This is a genomic window from Hahella sp. HN01 (assembly GCF_018986435.1).
Classification (GTDB): Bacteria; Pseudomonadota; Gammaproteobacteria; order Pseudomonadales; family Oleiphilaceae; genus Hahella.
In genome coordinates, this window is sequence record NZ_JAHMIN010000006.1 from 17,667 (window position 1) to 38,404 (window position 20,738).

At 57.0% G+C, this 20,738-nt stretch carries 18 protein-coding genes; 12 read left to right on the forward strand and 6 right to left on the reverse strand.

What is annotated here, in order from left to right; genetic code table 11:
* Positions 1 to 46: 46 nt before the first annotated feature.
* The 9 genes from KP814_RS07460 to KP814_RS07500 all read left to right on the forward strand — a co-directional run bounded on the left by KP814_RS07460 (position 47) and on the right by KP814_RS07500 (position 10,239).
* On the forward strand, positions 47 to 1,753 hold the full coding sequence (locus KP814_RS07460) for an EAL domain-containing protein (RefSeq protein ID WP_216736170.1): 1,707 nt from the start codon (positions 47 to 49) through the stop codon (positions 1,751 to 1,753).
* Between the two features lie 203 nt (positions 1,754 to 1,956).
* Positions 1,957 to 2,325: a response regulator gene (locus KP814_RS07465; protein ID WP_127970285.1), complete on the forward strand. Its 369-nt coding sequence runs from the start codon at positions 1,957 to 1,959 to the stop codon at positions 2,323 to 2,325.
* Positions 2,326 to 2,357: 32 nt separating this feature from the next.
* Positions 2,358 to 2,624 carry a lipid asymmetry maintenance protein MlaB gene (locus tag KP814_RS07470; RefSeq protein WP_216736171.1) on the forward strand — a complete coding sequence of 89 codons (267 nt, stop codon included), beginning with the start codon at positions 2,358 to 2,360 and terminating at the stop codon, positions 2,622 to 2,624.
* A 303-nt stretch (positions 2,625 to 2,927) separates the two neighbouring features.
* On the forward strand, positions 2,928 to 5,060 hold the full coding sequence (locus KP814_RS07475; protein WP_216736172.1) for a chemotaxis protein CheA: 2,133 nt from the start codon (positions 2,928 to 2,930) through the stop codon (positions 5,058 to 5,060).
* Between the two features lie 91 nt (positions 5,061 to 5,151).
* Positions 5,152 to 6,819, forward strand: coding sequence for a methyl-accepting chemotaxis protein (locus tag KP814_RS07480; RefSeq protein ID WP_216736173.1), 1,668 nt, complete (start codon positions 5,152 to 5,154; stop codon positions 6,817 to 6,819).
* A 30-nt stretch (positions 6,820 to 6,849) separates the two neighbouring features.
* Positions 6,850 to 7,362, forward strand: a complete 513-nt coding sequence (locus tag KP814_RS07485) for a chemotaxis protein CheW (protein WP_216736174.1) — start codon at positions 6,850 to 6,852, stop codon at positions 7,360 to 7,362.
* Complete coding sequence (locus KP814_RS07490; RefSeq protein ID WP_216736175.1) at positions 7,362 to 8,201, forward strand: protein-glutamate O-methyltransferase CheR; 840 nt, start codon at positions 7,362 to 7,364, stop codon at positions 8,199 to 8,201. The genes KP814_RS07485 and KP814_RS07490 overlap by 1 nt, the downstream gene beginning before the upstream one ends.
* Positions 8,174 to 9,133 carry a chemotaxis protein CheD gene (locus tag KP814_RS07495; RefSeq protein WP_216736176.1) on the forward strand — a complete coding sequence of 320 codons (960 nt, stop codon included), beginning with the start codon at positions 8,174 to 8,176 and terminating at the stop codon, positions 9,131 to 9,133. Before KP814_RS07490 ends, KP814_RS07495 begins: the two co-directional genes overlap by 28 nt.
* Complete coding sequence (locus KP814_RS07500; RefSeq protein WP_216736177.1) at positions 9,130 to 10,239, forward strand: chemotaxis response regulator protein-glutamate methylesterase; 1,110 nt, start codon at positions 9,130 to 9,132, stop codon at positions 10,237 to 10,239. Before KP814_RS07495 ends, KP814_RS07500 begins: the two co-directional genes overlap by 4 nt.
* Before the next feature lie 77 nt (positions 10,240 to 10,316).
* Here KP814_RS07500 and KP814_RS07505 read toward each other — a convergent pair whose 3' ends face one another.
* Genes KP814_RS07505 through KP814_RS07515 form a run of 3 tightly spaced genes read right to left on the reverse strand, consistent with a single transcriptional unit; the run spans position 10,317 to position 14,352 of the window.
* Positions 10,317 to 11,438, reverse strand: coding sequence for a response regulator (locus tag KP814_RS07505; RefSeq protein ID WP_216736178.1), 1,122 nt, complete (start codon positions 11,436 to 11,438; stop codon positions 10,317 to 10,319).
* Complete coding sequence (locus KP814_RS07510; RefSeq protein WP_216736179.1) at positions 11,435 to 13,825, reverse strand: hybrid sensor histidine kinase/response regulator; 2,391 nt, start codon at positions 13,823 to 13,825, stop codon at positions 11,435 to 11,437. Before KP814_RS07510 ends, KP814_RS07505 begins: the two co-directional genes overlap by 4 nt.
* The gene (locus KP814_RS07515; protein WP_216736180.1) at positions 13,822 to 14,352 is read right to left on the reverse strand and encodes a heme NO-binding domain-containing protein; all 531 of its coding nucleotides are present in this window, start codon (positions 14,350 to 14,352) and stop codon (positions 13,822 to 13,824) included. The genes KP814_RS07510 and KP814_RS07515 overlap by 4 nt, the downstream gene beginning before the upstream one ends.
* 463 nt (positions 14,353 to 14,815) lie before the next feature.
* Between KP814_RS07515 and KP814_RS07520 the strand changes: the two genes are divergently transcribed.
* Positions 14,816 to 15,793, forward strand: a complete 978-nt coding sequence (locus tag KP814_RS07520; RefSeq protein ID WP_216736181.1) for a calcium/sodium antiporter — start codon at positions 14,816 to 14,818, stop codon at positions 15,791 to 15,793.
* A 168-nt stretch (positions 15,794 to 15,961) separates the two neighbouring features.
* On the forward strand, positions 15,962 to 17,203 hold the full coding sequence (locus KP814_RS07525; RefSeq protein ID WP_216736182.1) for a hypothetical protein: 1,242 nt from the start codon (positions 15,962 to 15,964) through the stop codon (positions 17,201 to 17,203).
* A gap of 38 nt (positions 17,204 to 17,241) precedes the next feature.
* On the opposite strand, the gene KP814_RS07530 is transcribed toward KP814_RS07525, so the two are convergent.
* From KP814_RS07530 to KP814_RS07540, 3 genes are all read right to left on the reverse strand, one after another.
* Complete coding sequence (locus tag KP814_RS07530) at positions 17,242 to 17,961, reverse strand: SDR family NAD(P)-dependent oxidoreductase (protein WP_216736183.1); 720 nt, start codon at positions 17,959 to 17,961, stop codon at positions 17,242 to 17,244.
* 148 nt (positions 17,962 to 18,109) lie between these two features.
* Positions 18,110 to 19,027: a LysR family transcriptional regulator gene (locus KP814_RS07535; RefSeq protein WP_216736184.1), complete on the reverse strand. Its 918-nt coding sequence runs from the start codon at positions 19,025 to 19,027 to the stop codon at positions 18,110 to 18,112.
* A gap of 64 nt (positions 19,028 to 19,091) precedes the next feature.
* Positions 19,092 to 19,508 carry a hypothetical protein gene (locus KP814_RS07540; protein WP_216736185.1) on the reverse strand — a complete coding sequence of 139 codons (417 nt, stop codon included), beginning with the start codon at positions 19,506 to 19,508 and terminating at the stop codon, positions 19,092 to 19,094.
* Positions 19,509 to 19,580: 72 nt separating this feature from the next.
* Here KP814_RS07540 and KP814_RS07545 point away from each other — a divergent pair, with 72 nt between their 5' ends.
* Positions 19,581 to 20,723, forward strand: coding sequence for an NAD/NADP octopine/nopaline dehydrogenase family protein (locus tag KP814_RS07545; RefSeq protein WP_216736186.1), 1,143 nt, complete (start codon positions 19,581 to 19,583; stop codon positions 20,721 to 20,723).
* The last annotated feature ends 15 nt before the right edge of the window (positions 20,724 to 20,738 follow it).

Here is a 20,738-nt window from a genome sequence, read left to right on the forward strand (position 1 = left end):
CCTTGTTCTGTAACATTCATCCTTTCAACGGCAGGAGCCTGTAGTCATGCACCCACTTACCGGTAGCAGGCTGCTTATTGTTGATGACGAGCAGCGCAACACCAAACTGCTTACGGATATCTTTCGGGCGCAGGGATTTGACGCCTTTCCCCTCAATGACGCCAACGAAGTGATTGGCGCCGTCGCCAGCTACGAACCGGATTTGATTATCCTGGACGTTATGATGCCAGGTAAGACCGGCTTTGAGCTGACCCGCGAAATCAAGGCCCAGGAACACTGGAAACACATACCCATTATCCTTCTCACAGCACTGGCCGATCGCGATTCCTGCGTGTCGGGACTGGAGTGCGGCGCGGAGGATTACGTCAGCAAGCCGTTTAACCGGCGCGAACTGCTGGCGCGGGTGAACAACCTGCTCAAGCTTAAGAAGCTGCACGATTTTCAACATCAGAATCTGCGTCTGCTGGAGGAATACGATTCCGTCACCGGCCTGCCGAAGAAAGATATTTTGATGGAGTTGATCGACTCGCTCATCAAGCAGAAAAACAACGTCAATGTCTGCGTGTGCGTCTGCGAAGTGGATATGGATCAGACCCTGATCGGCCTGCTCAGCAGTCATGACCGCGACCAGTCCGAACGTCAGGTCAGTCGCGCCGTGGTGGAGCGTATGTCGTCCATTTTCCCGCCGGGCATGCTGCTGGGCTGTCTCGGCTCCGGCAAATTTGGCGTGGTGCTTGAAGCGGATGAGGAGGAAGGCGCGGCGCATTTGCGTCAACTGCAGCAGAAATTGAGCCTGCCCATCCTGGTGGAAGGGCAGGAATTCTTACTCAAATTCTCTGTCGGATACGCGCCGCCGCCGCATCCCCGCGTGGAGTGGATCGTGCTGTTTAATCATGCGGAAATCGCAGCCCTGGAAGCCAGGAAAGAAGGCGGCAATCTGGTGAAACGTTTTGCGCCGGAAATGGACGTGGAGAACCACGAACGCTGGTGGATGTCGCGGGCGCTGTTTCAGGCGGTGCGCGAACAACAGTTCGAGGTTTATTACCAGCCCCAGGTGGATATTCTGCAGGAGTCCCTGGTGGGTTTTGAGGCGTTGTTGCGCTGGAAAACCCCGGAGAAAGGCCATATCAGCCCGGCGCGCTTTATCCCGCTGGCGGAGGAAAACGGACAGATCTACGACATCAGTCTGTGGATGATGGAGCAGGTGTGCCAGCAGATTGCGCTCTGGAAACGGGCCGGCAAGCGCCTGCGCATGGCGATCAATATCTCGCCGGTGCAACTGCACCGTGATGAGTTCACCCAGGACTTTGTCGACCTTTTCACCCGCTATCATCTGTCCCCCAATGACTTCGAACTGGAGCTGACGGAAACCAGCCTGATGGACCCGAAAGGCGGCGGACAGTTGCGCGAGTTGTGGCGCCAGGGTTTCGATATCGCCATTGACGATTTCGGCACCGGCTACAGCAATCTGGAGTATCTGCGCAAATATCCCTTTAACCGTTTGAAGATTGACCGTTCGTTCATCAGCAATATTTGCGACTCCGGCGATGACTTCGCCATCGTCAAGGCCATATTGGCCATTGCTCAGCATATGGGCTTCAAGGTTATCGCCGAAGGCATTGAAACCGCGGATCAACTAGCGCGTTTACGCAGCCTCGGCTGCCATGAGGCGCAGGGATATTTATTCAGCAAGCCGGCGCCCGCCGCCAACGCCACGGCCATGCTGTTCAATGGACTTAAGGCGCCGGCTTAGGGCGCCCTGAAAGGCGGGCGGGACTTGCATAGCTGGATTTTGTGGCTAAATTTTGAACTACACTTAATCTACTTTTATTGATTAGTTATTTAGGACGGTATCTTAAGAGTTTGTTGATGATTCGGCGTCGCCACCCATGACGCCGAAGCATTCACAGGCGCAACTGGAAGACCAACAACGCACGGCGCTAATGGACGATTGCTATGGCGAAGACCATTCTGATCATTGACGATTCCATCTCTCTGCGGCAAATGGTGGACATTACGCTCAAGTCCGCAGGCTACAACGTAATACAGGCGGAAAACGGCCAGGACGCGCTGGGAAAGCTGCCTGACGCCAAGCCCAGCTTGATTGTCTGCGACGTGAACATGCCGGTCATGGACGGCATCTCCTTCGTCAAGGAGCTTAAAAGCCTGCCTGAATACAAATTCACTCCGGTCATCATGCTGACGACGGAAAGCACCGAAGATAAACGTATGGAAGGTCAGATGGCGGGCGCCAAGGCGTGGATGGTGAAACCGTTCCGTCCGGAAGCCATGCTTAAAGCCGTCCAGAAACTGATACTGCCCTGACGCGCAGTCACCCGTCCAGGGAGGGAGACACAATGAGCATAGACTCCCAACACGACCCCGAGCAGAACCGGCTGACCCTGAGCGGTGAGCTGACGATCTACTGTGCGGCGGAAGCCAAAGCGCCCCTGCTTGAGCATAAAGATATCGACATCGATCTTAGCCAACTGACGGAACTGGACGGGGCGGGCCTGCAACTGTTGATCCTGGCCAAACGGGATCGGCGCGCGCGGCTGGTGAACGCCAGTGAGGCGGTCGACAAAGTGTTCACGCTGACCGGGCTCGCCGACATGTTGGAGTAGACCGGTCTGGTCCGATTGAGCGTATAGAAGAAAAAATAGAAAACCGGGAAATAGAAAAGTCAGAAATAGAAGCAGAAAGCAGAAGAAAGAAAAGCAGAAGGAAGCAGCAGGAAGCGGAAGGAAGAAAAAAACATGGGACCGCTTAACGACGGTCCGGGAAGGACCCCTTCTCGAACGCCCGGAGGGCGACAATCAGCCGGTATGACGAATAAGACTTGCCGGGCTGACCGGATTCGCGCTCGCCGATGAATCTGCCTCGGCGACGCAACCCGCAGCCTGCGTCACGGAAAGGGAAGACGGATAATGAGCCTGGATTTCAGCGGCGCCTTAAAGGCCTTCGCCCAGGAAAGCAAAGAACTGCTGGCGGAAATGGAGCAGTCGCTGCTGACCCTGGAGGAGGAGGGCGCCAAAAAGGAACTGGTGGATGCGGTGTTTCGCGCCGCCCACACCATCAAGGGGTCCGGTGGGTTGTTTGGGCTGGACCATGTCGTCGCTTTTACACACGATGTGGAAGGCGTGCTGGACGCTGTTCGCGATGGTCGCTTGGACATTGACGGCGATCTGATCAGCCTGTTGTTGAGTTGCGGCGATCAAATCGGGCGGCTGGTGGAAAGCTCCCTGGCTGGGGAAGTGGAAGGCGAGCTGCTACGTAAAGGCGCTGCGCTACAGGCGCAACTGCAACGCTATCTGCCCGGCTCCGCCAGCGCCGTCGCCACGCCGGAAGCCGACGTCGGCGAGACGCCACAAGGCGCGCGCGGCTGGCATATTTCTCTACGCTGTGGTCGCGACTTGCTGCGCGACGGTATGGACCCCCTCAGCATCCTGCATTACATCTCCACCCTCGGCGAACTGGTCCGGGTCACTACCTTCTGCGGGCATATGCCGGCGGCGGAGGAAATGGACCCGGAATCCTGTTATCTCGCCTTTGAAATGGACCTGATTACCGAACAGGCCAAAGAAGAAATTGAGGACGCGTTTGAGTTCGTGAGCGCCAGCAGCGAGGTGCGCATTACTCCGGTGGGCGATCCTGACTCCTGGGACGAAGCCATTGAGGCGACCCCGGAGGGAGAACATCGTCTTGGCGAGATTTTGCTGGATAGCGGCGCCGTCACCCGCAATGAACTGGAGCAGGCCTTGAAACAACAGGAGAGCGTGCCGGAGAGGCCCAAGCTGGGTGAAATACTGGTCGCTCGCAACGCCGTGCAGGAAAAAACCGTCAATACAGCGCTGGAAAAGCAGGCCGGCGTCGTCAAAAAACAGCGTCAGGACAGTTTCCTTAAAGTCGATGCGCAGAAGCTCGATCACCTCATCAATCTGATCGGCGAACTGATGATCGCCAACGCGGAAGTCCGGGTGAAAGCGGAGCACATTCGAGAATCCCATTTGGATGAGTCCATCGCCAACTCCACCCGCTTTATCGAGGCCGTGCGCGACTGCGCGCTCAGTCTGCGAATGGTGCAGATCGGCGATACCTTTAACCGCTTCCAACGGGTGGTGCGTGATCTGGCTCGCGATCTGGGCAAAGATATCCGGCTCGTCGTCAGCGGCGGCGATACTGACCTCGATAAAACCCTGGTGGAGCGTATCAGCGAACCCTTGACTCATTTGGTGCGCAACGCCATCGACCATGGCATTGAATCGGACACGCTGCGGCGGGAACGAGGCAAGGCGGCAACCGGCGTGATCCGGCTGAACGCCTTTCATGAGCGCGGCAGCATCGTCATTGAAGTCAGCGATGACGGCGGCGGCATGAACCCAGAGAAAATCGTCGCCAAGGGGATTGAAAAGCAACTGATTCGCAGCGCGGAAGGGATGAGCGACGGCGAGATCTTCAAGCTTATTTTCGAACCCGGTTTTTCTACGGCGGAGCAAGTGACCAATGTGTCCGGCCGGGGCGTTGGTATGGACGCGGTGAAGAAAACCCTGGAAGAACTGCGCGGCAGCGTGGAGGTGGAAAGTGAGCTGGGCAAAGGCTCCACCATTCGACTGCGACTGCCGCTGACTTTGGCCATCATCAACGGTTTTCTGGTGGGCGTGGGGGACAGCAAGTACGTGGTGCCTCTGGAAATGGTGGATGAATGCGTCGAGCTGAACGGCGACGGCGGCGGCGACTTTATGGGCCTGCGCGGGCTGGCGCTGCCGTTTTTGCGACTGCGGGATCTGTTCAGCATTGACGGCCGTCCCTCCGATCGGCAAAGCGTGGTGGTGGTGCAATACGCCGGCCGCCGGGCGGGGCTGGTGGTGGACCGTTTAATGGGCGAATTGCAAACCGTTATCAAGCCTCTGGGCGACATCTTTACGCCGCTGAAATGGGTCAGTGGCTGCACGCTGCTGGGAAGCGGCGACGTAGGACTGATTCTGGATATCCCGGAACTGGTCACTCGGGCGGAAAACGCCCAAAACCAGTATGTGGGCAGGAAAATGGCGGCCGGTTGACGTGGGTGGGATTGGTATGTCTGACGAAATGAATGCATTGACTAAACGCCAGTAATGAATAGAGAAACACTGGAAATATGGGAGAGGGATCATGGGTTGGTTTAATAATCTGAAAGTCTCCGTAAAGCTGATAGGCTCCTTTCTTTTGATGCTTGTACTGATGTCGGTGGTGGGTTACCTGGGTATCACCAACATGGGCAAAATCAACGAATCCGACACCAAGATGTATAAACGCGACACCTTGGGCATTTCCCACGTCAAGGAAGCCAACATCCAGCTCCTCAACCAAAGCCGCGCCCTGCGCAACCTGATGCTGGCGAGCACCATGGAGGAGCGTGAAGCCTTTATGCGCTCAGTGCAGGAGTTTGACTCCGCGATGCAAACCGAGCTGAGTGTCTCCAAAAGCATCGCTGAAACGGAAGAGGCGAAACGTCTGTATAAAGACCTGGATCGCGCCTATCAGGAATATATCCCGCTGCGGGACCGTCTGTTGAATATCGTCAGACAGGAAAGCCTGATGTCCAACCGCGATTCCGTCGAGTTCGCCATGACCACGCTGCGTCCAAAAGCGGACGCGTTGGATAACATGATGACAGAGCTGGTGCAGGTGATTGAGCAGAATGCTGAGGCTACCTCCAAATCCAACGATGAGCTATACGCCACCAGCAAAACCGTGATGCTGGCGGTGATCGGCGTCGCCGCCATATTGGGTCTGATGCTGGGTTTTATTATCTCCCGCGCTATTTCCCGTCCGCTCGGACACGCGGCGGATGTGGCCTATCGTTTATCTGAAGGCGATCTGAACGTGAGCGTCAACGTCAACAGCCGGGATGAAACCGGGCAGGTGCTGGCGGCCATGTCGCAAATGGTGGAGAAATTCACAGATATCATCAGCGACGTGCGCAGCTCCGCGGACAATTTGTCCTCTGCCAGCGAGGAAGTCAGCTCCACGGCGCAGTCCCTGTCCCAAGCCGCCAGCGAACAGGCGGCCAGCGTTGAGGAAACAACCGCGTCCATGGAGGAGATGAACGCCAGCATTTCGCAAAACACCGAAAACGCCCAGGTCACCGAGGATATCGCCACCAAGTCATCCCAGGAAGCGCAGGAAGGCGGACAGGCGGTGCAGGCCACCGTCACCGCCATGCGCGATATCGCCGGCAAGATTAAAATCATCGACGACATCGCCTATCAGACCAACTTGCTGGCCTTGAACGCCGCCATCGAAGCGGCGCGGGCGGGGGAACACGGCAAGGGCTTCGCCGTGGTGGCGGCGGAAGTGCGCAAGCTGGCGGAACGCAGCCAGACCGCCGCCCAGGAAATCAGCAACCTGGCCGACAACAGCGTGGATCGCGCAGAGCGGGCGGGCGCCTTGCTGGAAGAGTTGGTTCCCTCCATTGTGAAAACCGCCGGTCTGGTGCAGGAAATCGCCGCCGCCAGTTCCGAGCAGGCCAGCGGCGTGGCCCAGGTCAATACCGCCATGACGCAGGTCAGTCAGGTGACGCAAAGCAACGCCTCCTCCAGTGAAGAGCTGGCGGCGACGGCGGAAGAGCTGAGCAGTCAGGCCCAGCAACTGCAGCACATCATGGCGTTTTTTAAACTGGGCGACAGCAGTCCCAGCAGTCCCAGCAGCGCCGTGCGGGCGGTTGTTCCGCGAGAACCAGCGCCCAAGAAGACCGCCAAGGTCAAACCCTTGCGGGTGGTCAACAAGCCGGCGGCGGAAGCGCCGGAGCCGGACGAAGCGCATTTCATTCGTTTTTAATCGGAAACCCTCGCCTGGAAGGAGACGGATATGGCTCAGGCATTGGAAACAAGCGCCCAGCCCGCGGACAGCGAACAGTACCTCACTTTTATGCAAAGCGGGGACATGTACGCCATTCCTCTGTTAGGGGTGAAGGAAATCATCGAATATGGCGGCATCACTCCGATTCCGACATTACCAAGTTTCATCCGTGGGGTGATCAATTTGCGTGGTCGGGTGGTGCCGGTGATCGACCTGGGCTGCCGCTTCGGCAAAACCGAGCGGGAAGTGACCCGGCGCACCTGCATCATCATCGTGGAGGTTGGCTCAGGAGAAGAGAGCCAGGACATGGGGGTGATCGTGGACAGCGTGAGCGCGGTCATTGATATTCCCATGTCCAATATTCAGCCGCCCCCGGCGTTCGGCGCCAAGATCCGGGTGGATTTCATTCAGGGCATGTGGAAATCCGATGATCGCTTTGTCATCGTCATGGACATTGACCGGGTGCTGTCCGTGGATGAAATTACCAACATGGCGGAGGCCTTGCAGGAGAGCGTGGCCTGATGGTCAAGATCGTCGCCAGTGAAGGCGCTGCGCCGAAGTCCGGTCTTTATCGCATCGGCGACAGAGAGTTCGCTATCGTTAAACGCTTTGTGCACGATGCGGCGGGCATCTTTCTGACCGACGCCAAGAAGAACCTGGTCACCGGTCGTCTCGCCAAACGCCTGCAAGCGCATAACCTGCAAAGCTATGGCGACTATCTGAAGCTGATCGACGCTGATGCGGACGAACGCCAGATTGCGCTGAACCTGCTGACCACCAACGAAACCTATTTCTTTCGCGAGCCCCAGCACTTTGACTTCATGCAGCGGCACATTCTGCCCCAGCGCGCGCGAGGCCGGCCGTTTCGGGTTTGGAGCGCGGCCTGCTCCACGGGAGAAGAGCCCTATAGTATCGCCATGTTGCTGGATGACGCACTGGGACAGTCCAATTGGGAAATTCTGGCCACCGATATTTCCACTGACGTGCTTACTCACGCCAGGCGCGGATGTTACTCCATGCAGCGGGCGCAGCATATGCCGCCGAATTACCTGAGGCGGTACTGCCTTAAGGGCGTGGGGCCGGAAGACGGCAATCTGTTGGTGGACAAAAAATTGCGCGGAGTCGTGCAGTTCAAAAACCTTAACTTAAACGCCACGCTGCCCAATGTAGGGCTGTTCGACGTGATTTTTTTACGCAATGTCATGATCTACTTTCAGGCGGACACCAAGCGTCAACTGATCGCCAAATTGATACAACACTTGCATAAAGGCGGTCACTTGTTCATCGGTCGATCAGAGAGTCTGAATGGCGTGACGGAGCAACTAGAGCAGATATGTCCCGCCGTGTATCGCAAACCGTAATCACCAAGCCTGAGGAGCCCCTGGAGATATTTCTGGATGCGGGGGAGTTGTATCTGGCGGAGGCCGACACGCGTATTCGCAGCCTGCTCGGGGAGGGGGGTATCGTCACCCTGTGGCACCCGCACCTGAAGCTCGGGGGAATGTGCCACTTTAAAAAAGTGCGCATGGACGCCAGCGAGCCCACCGGCCGAACGCTGAACGCCGCCTATGCGGATGCGGCGCTGAGTCTGCTGCAATTGGAGATGGTGCGCGCTGGCGCGCCGCCTCGCCGCTTTGAGGCGAAATTGTTTGTCTTCGATGGACCGGATGCAGGCAAGACGGCGAAAGAGGCGGGCCAGCTGCTGCATGACTTTGGCTTCAAGCTGGCGATGGATCACAACGGCAGCGGCAATCTGGTGTTTGATATCTGGAACGGAGACGTATGGATTCAGAAAGACGCTCCCAGCATGATCGACGCCGGCAAAGCGCCGCAGGACATTCTGGAAGTCTATCTGGACCCGGGCGAATGGTATTTTTCCGACGCCGACACCCGCATGAAGACGCTGCTGGGCTCCTGTGTGGCGGTGGTGCTGTGGCATCCACAAAAGCGCCTGGGCGGCATGTGTCATTACATGCTTCCGCAACGCAACGGCGGCGCGTCCAATCAGGGGCTGGATGGGCGTTATGCGGACGAAGCGATGCAATTACTGGTGGACGCCTTAAAGAAGGAACGTACGCGGCCGCAGGAGTACGAAGTGAAAATATTCGGAGGCAGCTCTATGCTGGAAGGGTCCTCAATCAACGTGAGTAAACGCAACATTGAAGCAGCGTATCGTCTGCTCAAACACCATGGATTTCGGATAATGGGCGAAGACCTGGGCGGCCGGGCGCATCGCAATCTGGTGTTTGACGTCTGGAGCGGCGATGTGTGGCTAAGGAAGGGAAGCCGATGAACACTAAGATCAAGGTCATGCTGGTGGATGACTCGGCGGTGGTCAGGCAGGTGCTGCAGCAAGTGCTGGAGCGGGATAAGAATATTGAAGTAATTGGCGCGGCGGCGGACCCCATTTTCGCGCAATCGAGGATGAGCAAGCAGTGGCCCGATGTCATTGTGCTGGATGTGGAAATGCCGCGCATGGACGGTATCACCTTCCTGAAGAAATTGATGGCGGAGCGGCCCACGCCGGTGGTGATGTGCTCCAGCCTGACCAGCAAGGGCGCGGAGACCAGCATGAAAGCGCTGGCCGCCGGTGCGGTGGCGGTGGTGGCGAAACCGACCGTGGGAGTGAAGGAGTATCTGGAGAGCGCCGCCGGCCAGTTGATCATGGAAATCAAAGCGGCGGCGAAAGCCAATATGCGCAATATGCCGACCGCAACGGCGGCGCCGGCGCAAGCCGTGACGACTCCCGCCAAATTCTCCGCGGACGCGGTGATTCCTCTACGCTCCAGCGGCTCGACGGTCTCCACCAACAAAATCGCCGCGCTGGGAACCTCCACCGGCGGCACCCAGGCGTTGGAATATGTGCTGACGCGGCTGCCCCGTAATTGTCCAGGCATTGTGATCGTGCAGCACATGCCTGAAAAGTTCACCGCGGCGTTCGCTGAGCGCTTGAACAGTATCTGTGAATTGGAAATCCTGGAGGCGGAAAGCGGCTACCAGGTGGCGCCGGGGCGCGCGCTGATCGCTCCTGGCGGAAAGCACATGCTGCTGCGGCGTAATGGCGCGCAGTATTTTGTGGAGATCATGTCCGGGCCGCCGGTGAATCGACATCGGCCATCCGTCGACGTCCTGTTTCGGTCGGTGGCCCAGGCGGCGGGCCGCAACGCGTTGGGAATCATCATGACCGGCATGGGGGACGACGGCGCAAAAGGGCTGTTGGAGTTACGCAATGCCGGCGCTTTGACCATTGGTCAAGATGAGCGCTCCTGCATCGTTTACGGCATGCCGAAAGAGGCGGCGAAAATAGGTGCGGTAGCCCGGGAAATCTCTTTGGATCGCATCCCTCAGTGCATTCTGGATATGGGAGCGTCGCTCACCGCCAGCGTCCAGCGGGGATGAAACACAAAGCGCGCCCACAAACAGGGGATGGAGAGGTGACGTGATTAGGGGCGTGAGAGCCTGAAAACGGGGCGAGATCACGCCCCCCGACAGTGCTCCATGCGATGGATAATGGCCTCTAATTGCTCATCCAGCCCGGTCACTTCTTCATAGGTTTTGAACGTGCGCTCCAACCCGTTGCGCACCACCTTGGTGAGAGTCTCTTCCTGACTTTCCAGCAACGCCAGACTATCGTAGGCGATCACCAGTTCATCCAGGGTTTGCTCCAGCACCTGAAACGCGGTTTTATGTTGGCGTTCGCGCACTTCGTTGATGTCTTTCAAGGCTTTACGGCTGTCCTGTAGCACGCCTTCTATCAACGCGATCAATGACTGGTTTTCAAGTCCTTGACGGCGGAACTCGGCGCATTCCAGCAACAGCAGTAAATTGTCGCGGGCGCGGCCTTTCTTCTCGTCATCGTCAGGCATTTTGGGCACCAGCAGGGAAAACGGCGGAATGTTGACCAGTAAGCGCTTATTGAATTCCAGTAGCCGCTGCTCCTGATCTTTGACTTTGAGCAGCAGCTCGGACTCCAGCGGCGAGACAAAGCCTTTGCTGCTGTGGCTGACTTTGTCGTTCTCCAGATTGATCTGTACGGTGCCCTGCAGGTCGAATTCCTCCAGGGTCTCAATGATCAGTCCTGCCAGATCAGCCAGCGTGTCCACCCTCATGCTGCGGCGCAGGAACTCCAGAATCACCCCTTGTTCGCCCGCGACGGTGATGGCGGTCATCGCGGTGGACATGGCCGCTTGTTGCGCCTCCTGGCCCGCTTTGGCCTGCTGCATCTGCTGTATCGCCATGCGTACTTTCTTGCGCAGCACGTCCGGTTGCGCCGGTTTGATCAGATAATCCCGGCCGCCGGCGTCGTAACCCGCCAGTTTTTCCTCCACCGTATCGTGAGCGGAGACGAAGATGACCTCAATGTGCTGCGTGGCGGGATTCGCCTTCAGCCGTCGGCAACATTCATAGCCGTCCATTTCCGGCATGGTCACGTCCAGCAGCACCACATCCAGCTCTGGATCTTTTTCCGCCATCTGCAAAGCTTTGGCGGCGCTGGTGGCGGCTTGCACCGCATATTCGTCTTTCAGGTTCTCCAGCAGGAAATGCAGGTCGTTTGGAGAATCGTCGACGATCATCACATGGGGCTTTTCGTCGCTCATTGTGGTTCACCCTGAGTTTGAATGAGTTGGGATAAGTGGGTTTGAGCCTGCTCGATATCGAACTGAAACAACGCTTCCTCCAGCTGCGACAGCGCTTGCACCTGCGGTGGATCGCTGACGGTGGCGCGGAGTTGGGCGAGGGATTTCTGCGCCTGCCCCAGATCGCTTTCCAGATAGTCTCTTAATTGCAGCAACTGCGGCAGCAATGGCCGCTGATCTTTGCTGAGCATCGATGGCGCAGGAGCGGCTTCGTTTTGTTCCAGGCGCGACAGACCGGACAATACTTCCTCCAGCGTTTGCAGCAACGGCGCCATCAGGTCGTGGGTCTGACTTTGATTGCCCGCGCGGGCGGCGCTTTCCACCGCGCCGGCGGCTTTGCCCAGCGCTTCCGCGCCAATGGTCGCGCCGCTGCCTTTAAGGCCGTGGGTAATGATGGCGATTTCACCAAGCGCGTTCTGCTCCATCAGGGTTTGCAACTCCTTGGGAGCGTCTTCCCACTTTTCGTAGAAGCCGCTGAGGATGCGCTGGAACAGGGGCCAACGTCCACCCAGGCGCTGCAAGGCTTCGGTGATGTTGAGACCGGGCAGGGAGGGAATATCGTGGCCGCCGGCTGGCGCGGTAATGATGCTTTCCCGCGTCGCCGGCGCGGGGGTTTTACTGCGCAGCCAGTGACCCAGCGTCTCGAACAGCTCTTCAGCCGCGAACGGTTTGACGATATGGCCGTTCATGCCGGCGTCACGACTCAGGTCGCGATCGCTTTGCTGCGCGTGAGCGGTCATCGCCAGAATGGGAATCTCCTGAAAACGCCCGCCCAGAGCGCGAATGGCGCGGGTGGCGTCGAGCCCGTTAAGCTCCGGCATCTGCACGTCCATCAGAATGAGATCGTAGTCTTTGCCCTGCACGGCGTGAACCGCGGACAGGCCGTTGTCGACCACATCCGGCTTGACGCCGACGGAGCTGAGCAGGTCGATGGCCACTTCCTGATTGACCACATTGTCCTCCGCCAACAGCACTTTGGAGCCGCCGAACCACCAGCTTTGCGCGTCGTCATCGTCGTCATGGTCATCCAGACAACAGGCGCGGCAGTTTTCGCCTACATAATGGTTTTGCAGCAGGACGAACAAATCATGGGGACGAATAGGCGAGCGCAATTCGGAGTACAGGACGTCCTCGTTATTCAAATCCACCTGGGCGCCGAACACCCTTACTGCGATTGGGTTCTGGTCGCCGTGTTTGTGCCGTAGCCAGGTCAGGATTTCCCGCGGCGGCGTCTGTTGGTGAATCAACATCAGATCAAAGGGGCGGAAGGCGCTTTCCAGGGCTTTCAGGGCTTCTTCGGTGGAGCTGGAAGGGGCCAGTATATCCACGCCGAGTTCACGCAGGCCTCGCTTCAGGAAGGGCGCAATGGACTCCTCCGCCAACAACAGAATGGGCTTGTCCGCCCAGGGCGCCGGCGGCGGTTCCCGGGTCGATCCGTCAATAGACAGGGAGAGATAAGGCAGGGAGAAGTAAAAGTCGGCTCCAACACCGGGCTCGCTGCGCACTTGCAGACGACCGCCCATGGCCTCCACCAGACGGGAGCTGATGGACAGTCCCAGCCCGGTGCCGCCGTAGCGCCGGGTATGGGAATCGTCCGCCTGACTGAAGGGTTCGAAAATCTGTTGCTGCCGGTCTGCGGGAATGCCGACGCCGGTATCCGCCACGCCGAACATGAGGCGGTCCTCCACCGGGTAGCAGTACAATGACACCTCTCCCTGTTTGGTGAACTTCACGGCGTTGGACAGCAGGTTGCAGATGATCTGCTTGAGTCGGGTAGGGTCTCCCATGATCTGGTCCGGCAGATGGGCGGCCAGGGTCAGCGTCAAGGTGAGACCTTTATCGGACGCCTGGCTGCACACGACCGGCAGACAGCTGTCCAGCAGACGACCAAGCGAGAAGGGAATGCGCTCCAGGTTGACCTTGTCCGCCTCCAGCTTGGAAAAGTCCAACAGATCGTTGATCACCGTCAGCAGCAGTTTGCCGGAAGTGAGGGCGGTTTTGGCGCGGGCCTTTTGTTCCCGTGACAGATCGCCATGCATCATGGCCTGCAGCATGCCGATCACCCCATTTAGCGGTGTGCGGATCTCATGGCTCATGTTGGCGATAAACAGACTCTTTGCCTTGTTGGCGGCCATGGCCTCATCCCGCGCCTCTTCCAGCTTCTTGGTGCGGTCTTTGACCATGTCGCCAAGGGAGTGCACCATGCCTGCGGTTTTCTGCAGGGCGTCCTCCAGCAACAGATGACTCTCGTAGAGTTCAGTGGCTTTCAATTCCAACAGTTGCTCCGCCTGATGACGGGCGGCGCGCTCCCGGGCGAGAGCGCGTTCAAGTACGGCGATTTTGGTCATTGGATTTTGTTCAGCTCGAAGGTGATATGGTCCTTTTCTTCCGTTCGCTGACTGAGTACGACACCGTCATTGAAGTGGGCGAGCGCGCCCTGTATCAACCCTTCCGCCAGATCTTCCAGATGTCGGGTTGAATAGTAATAGAGCAGCAGTTGGTCGGGCTGCGGCTGACTGCAATCGAAACGCGGCAGTTCCGCGTCTGGATAGAGCTTCTGCACTTCCTGGTGGATATAAACGTCGATTTTGCTGAGAAAGTCGAAGGAGCCGTGGATGTCCTTGAAGAATTGCGGATACAGGACATAGAAACGGCCGAATAAATGATTACCGAATGTTTTCAACAAGTCAGGGATGGGAGCGTCGTGACGGGCGCTAAGCGTTTTCAGCAGTTCGACCATTTCACTGTGGTCGTAGGTGCCTACGGAGGTGTATACCCCTGAAACGCCGGATTCTTCAATAAGGGCGTCGACTTCCTCAAGCCCGAATTTATCCTCCACCAGTTGCAGAAATTCGGTGAAAACGATGCCTTTCATCTTGTTTCTCTTCCTGAGCAGGTCCGTTACCAAAATTGTAGCAGTGAAGGTGGGCAATGCAATGTAACCTGAGCGATTGTTAATGCGGCGAAAGCCGCGGGGCGCAAGGGCTTTAGCGGTGGAGGCGGCCGCGGCGGAAGCTTTAGGTTGTCCCTGTTGAAGGAGTTTGCTAGGATTCGCCCACTCTTAGGGGAGTAGTCTCCCGGCTTCAGCCGGAACGGTCGTCAACAGTCTCCGGGCGCAAAGTCCGTGGCGATCGTGTCCCTCCCAGGATTGATGAGACCTAAGACGCACGAAAAGCAGCCAGGGGTGGATGTTTTTCGTGCGTCTTGGCGTTTATCTTTCCACCCCAGAGGCTGCAAATGATGAATATACTTGCTCTTCATAATGCCGATTCCGTTCCATGGAACTTGGTTACTCTTAAGGCGTATGCGCCGAATTCCGTTAATTGCGAGGTGATCGCATGATGCTTGCATTGCTTGCTATTGTCGCTGGCCTGGCGCTGCTGGTTTGGAGCGCAGATCGTTTTGTGGATGGCGCCGCCGCGACGGCGAAGCATGGAGGCATGCCGCCCCTGTTGATTGGGATGGTGATCGTGGGGTTCGGCACATCCGCCCCGGAAATGGTGGTGTCGGCGCTGGCGGCGTCGGAGGGCAACCCCGGTCTGGCGCTGGGCAACGGTTATGGCTCTAACATTACCAACATTGCATTGATTCTGGGTCTGGTGGCGGTGATCAGTCCCATCGCCGTACACTCGCAGGTGCTGCGCAAAGAACTGCCGATTCTGGCCGCCATCACCCTGTTATCCGCAGGCTTGTTATGGGACGGCGACCTGACCCGCGTTGACGCGGCGATTTTGCTGGTGGTGTTCGCCGGGCTGATGGGCTGGACCATTCGCGAAGGTATGCAGCAGCGCTCCGATGCGTTGGCGTCGGAAGTGGACGATGAAATGATCGCGCACCCCATGCCCCTGAAAAACGCCATATTCTGGCTGGTGGCCGGCCTGATTCTACTGATTATCAGCTCGCGCATTCTGGTGTGGGGCGCGGTCACCGTGGCGCACAGCCTGGGCGTCAGCGACCTGATCATTGGCCTGACCATCGTGGCCATCGGCACCTCGTTGCCGGAGCTTGCCTCTTCGCTGGCGGCGATCCGTAAGGGCGAGCATGACCTCGCCATCGGCAATGTCATCGGCTCCAACCTGTTTAATACGCTCACCGTCGTCGGCATCGCTGCGGCGATTCATCCTCTGGAAGTGCAACCGGAAGTTCTGTATCGCGATTGGACGCTGATGGCCGGCCTCACCCTGGCGCTGTTCGTCATGGGCTTCGGTTTCAAAGGCAAACAAGGCCGCATCAACCGCGTCGAAGGCGGCATTCTGCTGGCGGTGTACCTGGCTTACACCAGCTACCTCGGCTACACCGTAGTGGCCGCTGCTTAAACAGATCGAAGCGGGCGTTGGGATGGGTTCCCGACGCCCGCGAATGATTTATTTCCTCGTTGCTATCCCGCATTCTAATAGCCGGTTAATGCGCCTGGACTTCCATGCACATTTTCGCCGTGGCGCAAATCGCGCACTGTCTGATAAATACATTAGAGATGGTATCCTGTGACGATTCCTTACGACGCTATACACACCCTCAAAGCCGAAATCGAAAACAATATTGAGGCGGCGGTCAACGCCTTCCAAACGGATTTTGCGGCGACGCTGACGACGATCAGCCGTCAGACCTCCCCGATATATGACTTTCTCAATAACGACGAATTATGGACTGACGACATTGACTGGGATATCCGCGCGGAGTTGAGCAAAGAGTGTTTTACCGCAGTCGAAAACGGGCTGCACACCTTCTGCGATACGCTCATCGCCAGGGCGAACGCCTCGGAGACGTTCATGCAGTCGCTGCATGAGCATATGGCGGAGACAGAACGGGACTATCGCTATTACCTGTTTGCGAATATGAGTGACGAGACGACATTCTCCATGTTGCTGGACAAACTGACGCAGCAGCTGGAAGTGGAGGATCACGACTATAGTTCCGGCTGGCTGCCCACGTTGCATGGCTGGGGGCGGAAAGCGGAATACGCGGGCAGAGTCACAGCGTTTCTGGAATCCAGCTTTGAGCGGCATTTCGAGTACGCCAAAAGAGTGCGCAGCGAAAAGTTGAACTCCTATGGCTTCACGCCATCGCTATATCATGAAACCAACAAAGGGCTGGTAGGCGCTCTCGCTATGGCGTACACGCGCCACCACATACCCAACGCGACCGATATCTTGTTAGGGGTGTTGCAGAAGGTCAGCGATGACGACGCCTCCTATGGGTTGAACTGCAAGACCGGCCCTGTGGCGATCGCGCTTTCGCTGTGCGGGTATGCGGGGGACGTGAGCGTATTGGAGTCCTTCCTGGAAAGTTTTGAGTGGCGTTATGAAGGCGCCCAATTCGTCATGGAAACCCGCTATGCGTTGTGGATGATCAAGCGTGACGCAGACGGCGCAGCGGCGTTTCTCGGGAATCCCGAAAATACCAAGAATCTTTCTTACGCCGCATGCGCTATCGCCGACCTGGACGCCAAACAGTATTTGCCACTAGTGGAGCAACGCTTCGCCGATATCGACAAACCTGTCGCCAAAGAAGTCTTTAAAGAAACCATTACGCGGCTGCGTGACCAGACTTCTGCGCCGGCGCCGTCAGACCGCATGATTTATCTATTCGGCGAGACGGACAGAACGGAAGTTTTGCTGGGCGGTGACTATTCGGGAGAGTTTTACAGCCGCGCCAAGGCTGCATCCTTGGATAGCGCCATCATTGACTTCACGGAAGAAGACGATGACTCGGCGGATATTTTCTAGGGAGCCTCTGAATAATTACCAGCGACGCCATTGCGGCGTTAAAACGGAATCTCGCTACCGTCCCAGGCGAATAGCTTACCGGTGTCTTCCGGGCGCAATCGTTTGATAACCTTCATGAGATGTCCAGCGGCCTGATCCGGCGTAAAAAGCCGCTGTGGCGGGACGCGCTCAAGAAAGGGCGCGGAAAGCGAGCTGGTGACGGTGCCGGGGTGCAGGCCGACGACAATCGCTTGTTTATTGCGGCGCGCCACCTCAATGCTGGCGGTTTTGAGGGCCATATTCAGGGCGGCTTTTGAGCTACGGTATGCGTACCAGCCGCCTAAACGGTTATCGGAGATACTGCCGACTCTGGCGGATAAGGCGGCGAAAACCGCAGGACGGCTTGGATGTAAGAGGCCGAGGAAGTGCTTGGCCACCAGCATTGGACCAATCACGTTGGTGAGGAAGCAGGCTTCAAAGTTCGTTCTTTCCAACTCTTTCAGCGCCTTCTCCGGTCGCATAGTCGCCGTGTGCAAAAGACCCGCCGCCACGATCACTCTATCTAGTGGGCCCGAAGCGGCGGCGATCTCCGCAGCCCGTTGAATAGAGTCTTCATCGCTGAAGTCCAGATAGCCTGATTGGGTATTGCTTTGCTCCCAGGTGCGAGGTGAACGGGAGAATGCAAATACCTGGGCGTTGGGCTCGCTGGCGAACCCATAGGTCAGGGCGGCGCCAATAGCGCCGGAAGCGCCGACGATAACGATGCGGTGTTGAGTCATGTTGGGCTATCTGTTTGAGGCTATTGCAATGTTGTTGGCGAATACTGGGAAAGATACGCAGAGGATGGCGGAAAGGTTCAGCGCAGGCGGTAGAGGCGGTAATGCAGTGTGGCGGAGAGAGGGCGAGGAAGAAGGACCGTGATCACAGCTATTCGGCTGTCACGGCCTCTTTGTTCAAGATGCGCGCTGGCTGACTATTGGTCTCGCGGGTGATCCATTGCAGCAGTGTTTCATACTCCCTGCTGTCCCGTAACGAGGGGACGCAGGTGAGCTTGTAGCCCAGGCCGGTCTTCACGGTGCGGGAGAATACGTTGATCAATTGTCCATTGGCCAGCTCACTCTGCACGTACAGCACATCGGTGATGGCGACGCCGCTGAATTTCACGGCGGCGGTGATGGCGGATTCCATGGAATCCATGATCAGCATACGGTCTGAGCTGATTTGCGCGCCGGGCAGGCCGGTGTGGGAGAAATATAACTCCCAGTCGGACATGGATGGGTTGGGGCTGATGAAATTCGCCTGATCCAGTATTTCCTGATCGGACAGCCCCCGTAATTGCTCGTAGTAGTCTTTGGAGCACACCGCGACCAGATTTTCCTCATAAAAGAACTCGTCGGACGGCTCATCGCAAAAGATGATGCCCATATCGTAGTGTTCTTTCAGGAAGTCGACGGAATGACGCCAGGCGGTCGTCACCTTCAGGTTAAGCTCGGTTTCCTCACGAATGCGGCTGAGACGCGGCAGCACCCAGCGGATAGCGAAGGTGACTGGCACTTTGATCTCGATAAAATTCTTTTCGTGGGGAATGCCGCAGGCGCCGCGAATGATCTCAAAGGCCTGGGTGAGTTGTTCCCACAGACGCTGACCGCTGTCAGTCAGTTGCACCTGTTTGTTGTTTCTCACCAGCAGCCGCTTTTCGAAATGCAGCTCCAGGGCTTTGATATGCTTGCTGACCCCGCTGTGGTTGATGCACAGTTCTTCCGAGGCTTTAGAAAAACTCTGGTGGCGGGCGACTGCTTCAAAAACTTCCAAGGCTTTTAATGAAGGCCGTGAGTTACTCCTCATACATCCCTCCTGGAAAAAATATCACAGCGATGTGCAATATAATCAATTTACTTTTTTGAGTCGATTAAAATATCTTTTTCCAAATAAAAACAAATTGTAACGTTGCTTTTTGCATAGTACTGACAAGGTTGTCACTGTTCGCGGCGACAGGTTTTGTTCTCGGAATGCGGCGATTTGATCGGCGCAGTGAGAGGCGGACCGTCGGCCGGATAGGTGTGTCGTCATGCCGTTTATGGAGGATTTCCTCCTGATCGGCTTGGTATTTCAACTTTTCCGTCCACGCACCGCTCATTTCGTCGCTGGTTACGTGGATGGAGGTTTGGAGGCTTGTGACACAACGGGCGTCCAATCCCGACATCATCAACGATTTTCCAGCGTAGGACGCCCTGGCCAGGGGCGCACATGGAAAGCCCGCCGCAAACCCGGATGTTGCAGGCAATTGCAGGACCCGGCTCAGAGCGATATAACGCAGCAACGCCAAGCGTAAGGTAACGCGTTTGACCTGACAAACCCGTGTTCCAAGTCAAGAAGTAATGGAAAGGAAGTTCGCAATATGAATATCGTAATCATTGGCGGGGGCCAACAAGCCCACGCGCTTCTGGGTATCTTCGCCTCACGAGGGCAGGAAGTTTCGATGCTGACCCGGAAAGCCCAGGAGATAAACGAAAGACTGGGCGCCAATGGCCAGATTGTCGTTTCCACCCCCTATGGAGAGGATCTGCACGCCAAGCCGGTGCGGGTGACGGACAATCCCGCTGAAGTCATACCCCAGGCGGATCTGATTTTTATCACCAATCCCGCTAACGATCGTCCCCGTGTATTGGCGCAGATCGCCAATCTGATTTCTGAAGATAAGGTCGTGCAGCTATGCGCGATACCCGGTTGGGGCGCTTTCGACTGGATGGTGGATTATCACATCGGCCGACGCTCCAATGTTTACGCCTGGGGCATCAAGGACACGCCGGTAATGGCGTCCCATCTTGTGCCTGGCCAGAGCGTGAGCATTCTCGGGTTCAAGAAGGAGCTGTTTTACGCCATTTCCAATCCAACTCACATCAAGGTGGAGCTGGCTAAGAAAGCCCTGGAAAAACTGTTTTACCAGCCTGCCAGCCGTGCGGAGCACTATATTGAACTGAGCGCCTGCGCGGGCAATCCGATTGAGCATTTGCCTATCCTGTACTCCCTGGTCGGCCCTTATTCGCAGTGGGATGGCAGACCTTTCAAAGAGCGACTGAGCTTTTATGAAGATCTCACTGAGTTCGCCGCCTATCTGATCAAGAAATGCGACGAAGAGCAGCAGGCCATTTTGGCGGCGCTGAAAGAGGTGTATCGCTCTGATTTCCCGTTTGCGCTGCCGCTGCACGAAGACATCGTAAAAATATACGGCAGACAGATCACCAATCCGCGCACGCTGTACTCCACCTTCCGTACTAACCCGGCGTACGCGGGCATCAAGATACCCATGCTGACCTGCGAAGGCGGCTTTGAAGTCAATCGTCGCCATCGCATCTTTACGGAAGATGTGCCTTACGGTATGGACTTCTTCCTGGAAGCCGCCAGAAGGCTGAATGTCCATACCCCCATGCTCGCTGAAATTCGTGATTGGGCTTATGAATACAGCGGGGGCTTTGAAGACAATATCACAGGTTACTTCCCCTCCGGTTGGCCGCAACGTTCTATGGCGTTGGTGCGTTAACCAGGGGAGCCGGGA